10 protein-coding genes and 1 other RNA gene are annotated in these 13,039 nt (G+C 32.7%); 8 read left to right on the top strand and 3 right to left on the bottom strand.

Features of this window, described 5'->3' with window-relative positions:
- Window positions 1–12: 12 nt before the first annotated feature.
- The 3 genes from fsa to ffs all read right to left on the bottom strand — a co-directional run bounded on the left by fsa (window position 13) and on the right by ffs (window position 1,993).
- On the bottom strand, window positions 13–666 hold the full coding sequence (fsa, locus tag U5A88_RS04365; RefSeq protein ID WP_354204101.1) for a fructose-6-phosphate aldolase: 654 nt from the start codon (window positions 664–666) through the stop codon (window positions 13–15).
- Between the two features lie 132 nt (window positions 667–798).
- On the bottom strand, window positions 799–1,602 hold the full coding sequence (locus U5A88_RS04360; RefSeq protein WP_354204099.1) for an SDR family oxidoreductase: 804 nt from the start codon (window positions 1,600–1,602) through the stop codon (window positions 799–801).
- Window positions 1,603–1,894: 292 nt separating this feature from the next.
- Window positions 1,895–1,993, bottom strand: an RNA gene (ffs, locus tag U5A88_RS04355) — signal recognition particle sRNA small type.
- A gap of 133 nt (window positions 1,994–2,126) precedes the next feature.
- Here ffs and U5A88_RS04350 point away from each other — a divergent pair.
- The 8 genes from U5A88_RS04350 to U5A88_RS04315 all read left to right on the top strand — a co-directional run bounded on the left by U5A88_RS04350 (window position 2,127) and on the right by U5A88_RS04315 (window position 13,002).
- Window positions 2,127–2,651: a DUF4199 domain-containing protein gene (locus tag U5A88_RS04350; RefSeq protein ID WP_354204097.1), complete on the top strand. Its 525-nt coding sequence runs from the start codon at window positions 2,127–2,129 to the stop codon at window positions 2,649–2,651.
- Between the two features lie 14 nt (window positions 2,652–2,665).
- Entirely contained in the window at window positions 2,666–3,607 is a 942-nt protein-coding gene (locus U5A88_RS04345; RefSeq protein ID WP_354204095.1) for a glycosyltransferase family 2 protein, read from the top strand.
- Window positions 3,608–3,739: 132 nt separating this feature from the next.
- The gene (locus U5A88_RS04340; protein WP_354204094.1) at window positions 3,740–5,461 is read left to right on the top strand and encodes a phospho-sugar mutase; all 1,722 of its coding nucleotides are present in this window, start codon (window positions 3,740–3,742) and stop codon (window positions 5,459–5,461) included.
- Window positions 5,461–7,284, top strand: coding sequence for an ABC transporter ATP-binding protein (locus tag U5A88_RS04335; protein WP_354204092.1), 1,824 nt, complete (start codon window positions 5,461–5,463; stop codon window positions 7,282–7,284). The genes U5A88_RS04340 and U5A88_RS04335 overlap by 1 nt, the downstream gene beginning before the upstream one ends.
- Window positions 7,285–7,396: 112 nt before the next feature.
- The gene (locus U5A88_RS04330) at window positions 7,397–8,029 is read left to right on the top strand and encodes an NAD(P)H-dependent oxidoreductase (RefSeq protein ID WP_354204090.1); all 633 of its coding nucleotides are present in this window, start codon (window positions 7,397–7,399) and stop codon (window positions 8,027–8,029) included.
- 273 nt (window positions 8,030–8,302) lie between these two features.
- Entirely contained in the window at window positions 8,303–9,757 is a 1,455-nt protein-coding gene (locus tag U5A88_RS04325) for an aminoacyl-histidine dipeptidase (protein WP_354204088.1), read from the top strand.
- A 218-nt stretch (window positions 9,758–9,975) separates the two neighbouring features.
- Entirely contained in the window at window positions 9,976–11,829 is a 1,854-nt protein-coding gene (locus U5A88_RS04320) for an AIPR family protein (protein ID WP_354204086.1), read from the top strand.
- A gap of 219 nt (window positions 11,830–12,048) precedes the next feature.
- Window positions 12,049–13,002 carry a Fic family protein gene (locus U5A88_RS04315; protein ID WP_354208132.1) on the top strand — a complete coding sequence of 318 codons (954 nt, stop codon included), beginning with the start codon at window positions 12,049–12,051 and terminating at the stop codon, window positions 13,000–13,002.
- The last annotated feature ends 37 nt before the right edge of the window (window positions 13,003–13,039 follow it).

Raw genomic sequence — 13,039 nt, 5'->3', positions numbered from 1 at the left:
GAATAGTATAAACTAATTTCCTTTTTTAAAATCAGCTAAGAACTTTGCCAAACCAATATCGGTTAATGGATGATTTAATAATCCGTCAATCGCACTTAATGGACCAGTCATTACATCAGCACCAATTTTAGCACAATCCATAATATGCATGGTGTGTCTAATTGAGGCTGCTAATATTTGAGTTTCAAATCCGTAATTATCATAAATTAACCTAATCTCTTGAATTAAACCTAGTCCATCAGTAGAAATATCATCTAAACGACCAATAAACGGAGATACATAGGTTGCACCCGCTTTAGCAGCTAGTAAAGCTTGCCCAGCCGAGAAAACCAAAGTGCAATTCGTTTTAATTCCTTTATCTGAAAAGTATTTTATGGCCTTAACACCTTCTCTTATCATGGGTACTTTTACTACAATTTGAGGATTCAATTTAGCCAATGCCTCCCCTTCTTTTACCATACCCTCAAAATCTGTTGCAATTACCTCAGCACTAACATCTCCATCAACTATTTCACAAATTGCCTTATAATGGTTGATTATGTTTTCATGGCCAGTTATACCTTCTTTAGCCATTAATGATGGATTGGTGGTTACACCATCTAAAACACCTAACTCTTGGGCTTCTTTTATCTGATTTAGGTTTGCAGTATCTATAAAAAACTTCATATTTTGATCTCTTTTTAAGTTTGGTTGGGCAAATATAAGGCTTACATAAAATTTGCTTATAATGATAACGTCTAACTTATTAACATATTGGTTAATGTTATTAGGTTTATACCTTATTGAATGTAACTACGGCTATAACTTGTAGTGGTTCATTAACAACTTTTCATACCAAGTATCTGGTAATATTCTTTTTAAAACTATGGAGAATTTTTCCATAAACCCACCTACTTTATAATGGATTTTAGGTTGCTTTTTCGTTATAATTTTATAAACGGATTCAGCCATAATTTGAGGGTTTAAACCGCTATCAACATGCTCATCCAATAAAGCTAAATTTTCAGCATATTTTTCTTTATAAGCCGAGTCTTCAAAAACAGGGGTATGATACCTCCCTGCGGCAATATTTGTTGCAAAATCTCCAGGAGCTATATTCGTAATTATAATTCCAAATTGTTTAACTTCCATCCGTGTCGCTTCGGTAATAATTTCTAACGCTCCTTTACTAGCGGAATAAATTCCCCGAAAGGGCAAACCCATATAACCAGCTATTGAAGTAACGTTGACTATTAATCCCGATTTTTGTTTACGCATTTGCGGTAAAACCATTTTAATAACATCAATAGCACCAAAAAAATTAGTATTAAAAACACGTCGCATTTCATCGGTTGGTGTATCTTCAATAGGCCCCGTAATACCCATACCGGCATTATTAATTAGCACATCTAATTTACCTTCATTAGCAATAATTGTTTCCACAGCTTTTTTAATTGTAGCAACATCAGTTACATCTAAAGGCAATAGTTTAACGCCATTCATATTCTTCTCTTTCGGTTTACGGCTAGTGCCATAAACCAGCATCCCTTTTTGATGTAAATATTCGGCAATGCTTTTACCAATTCCCGATGAAGCACCTGTAATTAATACTACTTTAGACATGTTATGCTTTTGAAATACAAATGTAAGGAAATTAAGCAGTCTTTAGTGGATAGTGCGTAGCGGTTAGTAAAAAAATATTTAGGGGAAAGCTTGACGAAATCCCGATAGCTATCGGGACGACCAGCAATTTTCAATTCGTCTTCGACTCTTAACGGTTTTTAATATCATTAATCAAAAAAATGAGGTAGTTAAATCAAAGAGATCCCGCTATACAGCGGGATTATCCCGATAGCTATCGGGACGACTAATTAGTTTTAATTCGCTACGCTCTTAAAACTAAAGTCTCATTAAAAATGGGTAAGCGATCTACATCACACCGCTACGACCTAATACCTTTGCTGCATTCCTGCCCTGGAGGATTCAAAGGGAGCTGGTTGTGTAGGACTTACCCACGGCAAAAATACAATCAATTTAGTTCCCTGCAAGGGTTTTTCATAAAATTTTAAAGATAGATTTTGTTTAAAAACTAAATGTTTAATAGTTAAATACTTATATTTGCTGTAACTAACTATAAAATTAAAACAATGGAAAATCAACAGAAACCCACAAAAAACATAGCTTTAAATTATGGACTAATTTTAGGAGTTGCCTCAATTCTATTAAGTGTAATAATCTATGCCATGGGTATGGCTTATAAGCAAGATTGGAAGACTGGCTCTATTAGTTTTATTATAACCATAGTAGTAATTATTTTAGGTATAAAAAAATACAAAGAAGCTAATAATGGTTTTCTTAGCTTAGGTCAAGGATTAAAAACTGGTGTTGGCATAGCTTTAATTGGTGCTGTAATCGGTATAGCATATACATTAATCTTTATAAATGTGATAGAGCCAGATTTTATGGAAAAAACTTTAGAAATTAGCCGTCAGAAAATGTTAGAAAATCCAAATCTTTCAGAAGACCAAATTGATCAAGGTTTAGAAATGCAAAGAAAATTTTCTAGTCCAGCAATTATTGCAGCAGTTGGGTTAGTTTGGAGCCTTTTTATAGGTTTTGTTGTATCTTTAATAGCCTCATTAGTAATGAAAAGAACTGAAGAAATGCACTAAAATCAAATATATCTATGAATATTTCAGTAGTTATCCCACTACTTAACGAAGAAGAATCTTTACAAGAATTACATGATTGGATTGCAAGAGTTATGCAATCCAATCAGTTTTTATATGAAATTATTTTTATTGATGATGGTAGTACCGATAACTCTTGGCAAGTTATTGAAGCATTATCAAAAAAAAATCCATCAGTAAGAGGTATACGCTTTCAGCAAAACTACGGTAAATCACAAGCTTTAAATGCAGGATTTAAAATTGCTAAAGGCAATGTGGTTATTACCATGGATGCCGATTTACAGGATAGTCCAGATGAAATTCCAGAATTATACAACCTGATTACCGAAAATAACTTAGACCTTGTTTCTGGATGGAAACAAAAACGCTACGATTCTAAGATCAAAAAGAATTTACCGTCAAAATTATTTAATGCCGCTGCCAGAAAAACTTCGGGATTACATTTACACGATTTTAACTGTGGACTAAAAGCCTATAAAAACGAAGTTATAAAAAGCATAGATGTGTATGGAGAAATGCATCGTTACATTCCCGTTTTGGCTAAAAATGAAGGTTTTACCAAAATTGATGAAAAAGTAGTACAACACCAGGCTAGAAAATACGGAACAACAAAATTTGGTATGGATAGATTTATAAACGGCTTTTTAGATTTAATTACCATTTGGTTTTTATCAAAATTTGGCAAACGCCCAATGCATTTATTCGGTTTATTGGGTAGTTTTATGTTTTTTATTGGATTCTGTTTTGGATTGTATTTAGGTATAGACAAATTGTTTTTTAATACAACTGGAAGATTGCTTACCGACAGACCTCAATTCTATGCTTCAATCGTAGCCATGATAATTGGTACACAATTATTTTTGGCAGGCTTTTTAGGAGAACTTATTTTGCGTTCTAAACGAAATGATGAACGCTATAAAATAAGTGAGCAAGTTTAAGTGATCAGCCTAAATAAGGGACGTACAAAGTTTTTCCTCGTATTTCGTATTTTATTTACCGTTCCTTTTTTAACTATTCTTTAATCTTTTAATCATCTAATAAATCCTTATATTTGTTTAAAATTAAACCTTATGAGCAGTCAACAAATACTAGAAAAAGCCAGACAATGGTTAGCTGAACCTTTTGATGTAGAAACCCAACAGAATGTAAAAGAATTAATAGATAATGATCAGGAAACTTTAACTGAAAGTTTCTATAAAGATATGGAATTTGGCACGGGTGGTATGCGTGGCATAATGGGTGTAGGTACTAACAGGATTAACAAATACACCTTAGGTAGAGCTACACAAGGGTTGGCAAATTATTTACATCAAACTTTTCCTGATAAAGAGCTAAAAGTAGCTATTGCTTATGATTGTCGTCATAATAGCAAATCATTAGCAAAAGTGGTGGCTGATGTGCTTACCGCTAATAACATAAAAGCATTATTGTTTGATGATTTAAGAACAACACCTGAGCTTTCTTTTGCCGTTAGGCATTTAAAATGTGATGCGGGAATCGTTTTAACAGCTTCTCATAACCCTCCCGAATATAATGGTTATAAAGTATATTGGAACGACGGTGGACAAATAGTTCCGCCACACGATAAAAAAATAATAGATGAAGTCAATGCTGTTGATTTTGCTAATATTAACTTTAAGGCCAACGAAAATTTATTAATTAGTATTGGTAAAGAGGTTGATAAAGAATTCAATAAAGCTTCTGTTGCCAATGGAACTTTTAATACACCCAACAGAAACAACCTAAAAATTGTATTTACCTCTTTGCATGGTACTTCAATAATGTCAGTTCCTCAAGTGTTGAAACTGGCAGGTTTTTCTGATGTAAGTCTTGTAAAAGAACAGAAAAAGCCTGATGGCGATTTCCCTACAGTAGCATCTCCAAATCCAGAAGAACCAGCAGCTTTAAAAATGGCGACAGATTTAGCCGAAAAAATTGGTGCTGATATTGTTATTGGTACTGACCCTGATTCTGATAGATTAGGTATTGCTGTAAGGGATTTAGAGGGTAATTTAAAATTGCTAAATGGTAACCAAACCATGGCAGTAATGACCGATTATCTGATAAAACAATGGCATCAAGATGGCAGATTGAATGGTAAACAATTTGTTGGAACAACTATTGTATCTACAGAACTTGTTAATAATATTGCCCAAAGTTATAATGTTGAAACCAAAACATGTTTAACAGGATTTAAGTGGATTGCAAAACTAATTAGAGATGTAGAAGGCACTCAAGAGTTTATTGGTGGTGGCGAAGAGAGTTTTGGTTATATGGTGGGCGATTTTATTCGTGATAAAGATGCAGTAACTGCTACACTATTAGCTTGCGAAATTGCAGCTCATGCAAAAAATAACAATTCTACTATTTATAAAGAGTTATTAAACTTGTATTCCAAGCATGGCTATTACAAGGAACACCTAATTTCCTTGACAAAAAAAGGTATGGATGGAGCTCAACAAATAAGTCAAATGATGGTTGATTTACGTAAAAATCCAGTAAAGGAAATTGATGGATCTCCTGTAGAATTTTTATATGATTATGACACTTCTATCTGCAATAATCTGATAACTGGAGAGAAAACTAAGATAGATTTACCAAACTCTAATGTGCTAATCTATCAAACTAAAGACGGAACAAGAGTAGCGGCTAGGCCAAGTGGTACAGAACCCAAAATCAAATTCTATTTTAGCGTGAATTTACCTTTAGAAAAAACGGAGGAAGCAGTTGTTGTTGAAAAATTACTCACCCAAAAAATCGATAGAATTATCCGAGAGATGAAACTGAATTAATGGAGTATTTCAAAAAAATTCTACGTTTTGCCAAACCCTACAGACGGTTTGCAGTTGGTAATATTATAGCAAATATTTTTTATGCCCTGTTTGGCACCTTAGCAATGGTTTCCTTATTTCCGATGCTGTCGGTACTCTTTAATCAAACGGAAAGGATTACCACAAAGCCTGTTTGGGCTGGTATGGGTAATATCAAAGATTATGTAGAAAATTACCTGAACTATTTTGTTACGTTAAAGTCTGGAGATGGTGAAGGTAATGCCTTAATCTATATGGTAGGCTTGGTGATTTTGATGTTCTTCTTAAAGAATTTTTTTAGTTATTTGGCCATGTATTTCATTACGTTTTTACGTAATGGGGTTTTAAAAGACCTAAGAAATGAATTGTATGATAAAACCGTTAATTTACCGGTTTCCTTTTATTCAGAAAAACGAAAAGGGGACACTATAGCAAGAATATCTTCAGATGTGTTAGAAATTCAGCATTCTTTTCTTTCCATTTTAGAATTGATTGTAAGAGAACCGTTGACCATACTTTTTACAATTATTGCCATGCTTTTTATCAGTCCACAATTAACGTTGTTTGTATTTATTTTCTTGCCCATTTCCGGGTTTTTAATTTCTCTTATCGGAAAATCGTTAAAGCGAAAATCCGATAAAGTTCAAAAAGAACAAGGTTATTTTTTATCTATTTTGGAAGAGACCCTTGGAGGATTGAAAATCATCAAGGGTTTTAATGCCGAAAAAATATTTGGCGAAAAATTCAGAGCATCAACAGATCGGTTTTATAAATTTTCAAATAGTTTATTGAACAGGCAAAATTTAGCATCACCTACTAGTGAGTTTTTAGGAATTACCGTAATCGGTATTTTATTGTGGTATGGTGGCAATATGGTATTAGAAGAAAAAACTCTTGAGCCCGAACTTTTTATAACCTATATGGGCTTAGCATATCAAATTTTAACACCTGCAAAAGCCATATCCAAAGCCAGTTACGGTGTTAAAAAAGGGAATGCCGCAGCAGAACGGGTCCTAGAAATTATTGAAACGGAGAACCCATTAAAAGATAAAGAAAATGCCATTACAAAAGATGGTTTTGATTCGGAAATAAAATTTGAGAATATTTCTTTTAAATACGAAGATGAATTTGTACTGAAAGATTTTTCGTTAACTATCCCTAAAGGAAAAACCGTAGCTTTAGTTGGGCAATCTGGCAGTGGAAAATCTACACTGGCCAATTTAATTACACGATTTTATGATGTGAATTCAGGTACAATTAGTATCGATGGTATTGACATAAGAGACTTGACAAAAAAGTCATTACGTGCTCAATTGGGCATTGTAACACAAGATGCTATTCTGTTTAATGATTCCATCAAGAACAATATGTTGTTGGGGGCTGAAGATGCAACAGATGAGCAAATCATCGAAGCCTTAAAAATTGCCAATGCATGGGAATTTGTCAACGAATTACCGAACGGTATTGAAACCAATATTGGTGATGCCGGTGGCAAATTATCAGGTGGACAAAAACAACGTTTAAGTATTGCCAGAGCTGTACTTAAAAATCCGCCCATTATGGTGCTAGATGAAGCTACTTCTGCCTTAGATACCGAATCAGAAAGATTGGTGCAAGTAGCCTTAGAAAATATGATGAAAAATAGAACCTCTCTAGTCATTGCCCACCGTTTATCCACCATTCAAAAAGCAGATACCATTGTTGTACTGCAAAAAGGTGAAATTATGGAGCAAGGTAAACATCAAGAATTATTAGATAAAAATGGTATCTATAAAAAATTAGTTGAAATGCAGTCCTTAGGTTAAAAGCCCCACCCAGCCTCCCCCAAGGGGAGGAGTACATAGTGCGTCAAAACCTTAATAACTGAAATAGTAAAGATGCGGTGTATCGCCTCTTACGAAATTAAATTATAATACATTGAACAATATTATCAAAAGCCTAAAATGGCGATATGCTTGTAAAAAATTTGATGATACGAAAGTTATCTCTGATGATAAAATTGAGGTAGTATCAGAAGCATTCAATTTAACTGCAACTTCTTTCGGCTTGCAGCCCATTAAAATGCTAATTATCAGTGATAAGAAGCTTCAACAGCAACTGATGGAGCATTCTTTTGAGCAAATTCAAGTAAGTACTGCATCTCATGTGCTGGTTATTTGCATTCACGATTATTTTACACTAGAAGATATTGATGCCTATTTTGATTTAGAAAAAGAAATTAGGGGTACTTCCGAAGAAATTTTAGGTAAATACAGAACTCAACTCAAAAATATTTTTGCAAATAAATCTACCTTAGAAAAACAGAAATCAGCTATTAATCAAGCCTATATTGCATTGGGCAATTTGATGACCGTATGTGCCTTAGAAAAAATAGACTCCTGCCCTATGGAGGGTTTTAATGCCCAAAAGTTTGATGAAATTTTAGAACTAAAAAAACAAAATTTAAAATCGGTTTTGGTATTACCTGTTGGGTATAGAGCCGATGACGATTTTATGAGTACCTTAAAAAAGGTAAGAAAACCTATTGATGAAACGGTGATTATAAGGTAGATAGTCCTGATGACTATTGGGATCAGTAGCAGTTGATAGTCAAAACGAATGTCAGTTCGAGCGGAGTCGAGAACGTTTTGGAATCTTTCATTCAGAGTGAATAAACGAAAGGTTCTTTATTAATTATCATTCAACATGAGCGAAGAATCTCACAACCGCTAATAGAGAGCTTTATCTCATAGCGAAGTCCCTTACAAACAGCAAGGAATGTTTTATGAGATTCCCGCAAAGGCGGGAATGACAGGTACACAATTAAACAAAAAATGATTAAAAATGAACAAAGAAATAAGAAACCTAGAGCCAAAAGCGATTTGGAATAATTTTGCAGACCTAAATGCAGTGCCACGAGCATCCAAAAAAGAAGAGCGTGTCATTCAATTTATGGTCGATTTTGGCAAAAAATTAGATTTGCCCACTAAAGTAGATAAGGTGGGTAATGTTATCATCACAAAACCTGCCACTAAAGGTATGGAGAATAGAAAAACGGTAGTATTGCAATCGCATTTAGATATGGTACATCAAAAAAACAATGATACCAATTTCGATTTTGACACCCAAGGCATTGAAATGCAAATTGATGGTGATTGGGTGAAAGCCAAAGACACAACATTGGGTGCCGATAACGGATTGGGTGTTGCCACCATAATGAGTATTTTAGAAAGTACAGACATAGCACACCCTGCTCTTGAAGCTTTATTTACCATTGACGAAGAAACGGGAATGACAGGTGCTATGGGCTTAGAAGCAGGCTGGTTAGAAGGTGAAATTTTATTGAATTTAGATACCGAAGATGATGATGAAATTGGTGTGGGCTGTGCCGGTGGTATAGATATTACCGCCACAAAATCCTATAACCCTGTAAAAACACAAGAGCAGGCCGAGGCATTTAAAATTACCGTTAAAGGATTGCAAGGTGGCCATTCCGGAATGGATATCCATAGAGGATTTGGCAATGCCAATAAATTGATGAACCGTGTATTATTTGCGTTAAAGAATATGGTTTCCATTGCTGAAATTGATGGTGGTGGTTTGCGAAACGCTATTCCAAGGGAAAGCAATGCCATAATTGTAACCCAAAATAAAGCGGAATTTACCAATCGGTTTACGGATATTGCTGACGCCATAATTGCGGAGTACAACACTATTGAAAAGGATATTGAAATTACGGTTCAACCTTGTGATAAACCCGCTAATGTACTGTCAAAACAAGAACAAGCCACGTTATTAAAAACTATTTATGCTGTACATAATGGTGTTTTTAGAATGAGTCCTGATATTGCTGATTTGGTAGAAACTTCAAATAATGTTGCTCGTGTATTGGTAAAAGAGGGACAGATTAAGATATTATGCCTTACCCGCAGTTCCGTAGCATCCGGTAAAAACAATTTGGTAAATACCATATCGGCTGTTTTTCAATTGGCCCATTATTCGGTAAAAACCTCTGGGGCGTATCCTGGTTGGAAACCAAACCCTGATTCTGCCATTTTAAAAGTATTAGATAAGACCTATCAAAATTTATTTAAGGAAAAGGCTAACATTATAGCTTGCCATGCGGGACTAGAATGTGGTATTTTAGGGCAGAACTACCCAGATATGGATATGATATCTTTTGGACCCACCATAAAAGGAGCACACTCTCCTGACGAAAGAGCAAGTATTAGTTCTACACAAAAATTTTGGAAGTATATACAAGAAATTTTAAAGGAGATACCTCAAAAAAAGGCTTAGTATTATAACTACTTGTTAATAAAACCACCGCTTAGTTAATAAAATATAAGCAGATTTTAAACTTAAACACTTAACTTTGTGGTTGTTGTCGCTAAAAGAAGACTGCCCGTAATACTTATTTTTTTTAATAACTCGATTTTTTTAGCGTAAAAGAATAACCATAAGCGGTATAAACGCAATGCGTTTATACCATTGTTGTAGCCAATTAAAACAAACATATGAGCATCTTTAAAGTATTAGAAGATAAAATTAAAATTGAATCAGAAAACTTCTCGGAATATCTTTCAGATAAAAAAGGAGACATTTTAAAAGGATCTGAATTTATGTTATATGCACTTTCTCAGTCATTTAGAAATAATTCAATGGAAGAAATTGAATTAGGAGTTGTAGATAGTGCATACAGAGGTGAAACTTATGATTTTGGAATTGATGCAATTTATATAACAGGTTCTAAAGATTTTATTGAAAATATTGAACAATTAGAATCTTATAATGAAGACACTAAATTTGTAATTCATTTATTTCAGTTTAAAAAAGGCACAGGTGTTTCTCAAGGAGATCTACTAAAATTTAAAAATGGCATAGAAAAGGTTCTCATTAATGAAGATATATCTGATACTGATAATCTGTACTTTTATAATAGAATGCTTGACTTAAATGAAATAAAAGCATCTCTTTATCAAGATTTCACACCTGACAATATAAAGGTTGTATGCAATATTGTATTTGGTGGTATAGAAAAAAATATTTCTTCAGATCCTTTACTACGTGAAGAATTAAATAATATTCAAATACTATTGCAGAATAATGGTTTCACTAACAATGAGATAAATGTTATTGATTGCCAAAAGTTAATAAAATCTTCAAGCAATGAACAAATCATTGACATTATTGAATATGAAAAAACATTTAAGTATATAACAGGTTCTTCTAAAGTTGATAAACTCAATGGTTATATTTCAATTTTAAAAGGAAAAGAAATTGCTGAATTAGTTAGAAAACATCAATCATCAATTTTTGAAGCTAATATCAGAGATTATTACAAACGAAGTGGTTTAAATAGTAAAATTACGGAGACAAGTTCTAGTGAAGAAGAAGCTAAATTCTTTTGGAGTTTTAATAATGGATTGACAATGACCTGTAGTAAAGTTGACGAACTTCCTAACGATAAGTATAAACTTTACAATTTGCAAATTGTAAATGGTTGTCAAACATCAAATGCAATCTACCAAGCTGTAAAGAATAGAGAAAGAGTTGATGAGTTAAAAGGAAAAGTTGAAAAAGGAGAAGAATTAACAAAAAAAGAATCTGAAGAACTAAACTCAAAAGAAAATTTACAATTCAACGATCAAACAACGATTCTGGTAAAAATTATTGAAACAAAAAGTGACGATTTAGTTTATAAAATTACTGAAACAACAAATTCTCAAACACCAATTAAGGCGTTTTCGTTAAAAGCAAATGACGACATTCAAATGCTAATAGAGCAATACCTCGTAAATAATGAAATCTGGTATGAGAGAAGAATAAACTTCTACAAGAATAAAGGAAAAAAGAATATCGTTAACATTCAAAAGTTATTTCAATTATTTACTTCTCAAATACTATTAAAACCATCGCAAGTTAAGACTAGACCAAAAACAATGTTTATTGCAACATATGATGCTGTCTTTCCTTCACCAGAAGTTAATTCAATTAATTTTTTATTATATTTAATTCCCATAAAAGTTGATCTTAAGTTAAGTCAAAAAATCAGACAAGTAAGAAGAGACGATGAAATAACAGATAAATATCAACTTACAATGTTATCATATGGGAAATTACATTTTGGTTGTTTTGTTCTAAGCTCAATACTCAAAGGAGAATACGGAAAAAAAGGTATTGTGAAAAATTCAGAAACAATACTTAATGAAATAGAAAACAATTTCGATACTCATTTTAATGACGCATTGGTCAATTTTGAAAAAATATTAAAATCATCAGTTGGGAATAGAAAAGAGTCAATAGTGACTGGGGTTAGAAAGACTGAACTAGATAATCGAATTGCTAAATTCATAACAACAAGAAAATAAATAACTGGCTACAAAAATGCTAACCGTGGCACAAGCACCTAAAAACACGTATTGGACTGATGAATGACCGGTTTTTGGCCATGTTAAGAGGTGCTATAAATTTTCATACTACGATTTTTAATATTTTTTACCGTTGTGCCCAATTAAAAAATTCCGTTTCAATCCATAATTTAGGTTAAATGATTGTATCTTTGATAGTATCAAATGATAGTATCACTAATGAAACCACCTTACGAAATAACATCTTCCATTTTAAAATTAATTACATCTATTTCAGAAAAAATAGGTGAAGTAAATGCTAACTTATTAAATAGACCTTCACCTAAATTAAGAAAACAGAATAGAATCAAAACTATTCATTCTTCTTTAAAAATAGAAGGAAATACACTTACAGAAGAACAAATAACAGCACTTCTCGAAAATAAAAAAGTTATGGGTCCAAAAAAAGACGTTCTCGAAGTTTTAAATGCTCTAAAAATCTATGAAAATTTAGAAGAATATAATCCTTCTAATGAAAAGTCTTTTTTAAAAGCTCACAAAAATTTAATGGAAGGTCTTATTGAAAATGCCGGAAAATATAGAAATCAAAGTGTCGGAATTGTAAAAGGTTCAAAAGTTGAGCATTTGGCACCACCTTTTGAAAATGTTCCTTACTTAATGAAAGACGTTTTTAACTACTTGGATAAGTCAGAGGAAATTGTATTAATAAAAAGTTGTGTTTTTCATTACGAAATGGAATTTATTCATCCATTTTCAGATGGAAACGGAAGAATGGGAAGATTATGGCAAACTTTAATTTTAATGGAAAAATATCCAGTATTCGAGTTTTTACCCTTTGAAACATTAATTAGTAAAGACCAAGAAAAATATTATAAAGCTTTGGCTGAAAGTGATAAATCTGGAAAATCAACAAAATTTATTGAATATATGCTAAACGTGATAGACATTTCATTAAGTGAATTATTAGATTTTAATAATCGAACTTTAAACGTAAAAGAAAGATTAGAATATTTTATTTCATTAAATAAAACTGAATTTACTCGAAAAGATTATATGGATATCTTTAAAATCATTTCTTCAGCGACAGCAAGTAGAGACTTAAAGAAAGGAACTGAATTAGGCTTATTTGAAAAAATTGGAGAAAAAAATAAAACAATCTATCGTTTAAAATAACGGGGCACAACACCAGTAACCCTTGCACTAACACCAA

The sequence above is a fragment of the Aureibaculum sp. 2308TA14-22 genome, assembly GCF_040538665.1.
Lineage (GTDB): Bacteria > Bacteroidota > Bacteroidia > Flavobacteriales > Flavobacteriaceae > Aureibaculum.
The sequence above is the reverse complement of the archived record's forward strand: the minus strand, read 5'-3'. Positions and strand labels throughout refer to the sequence as shown.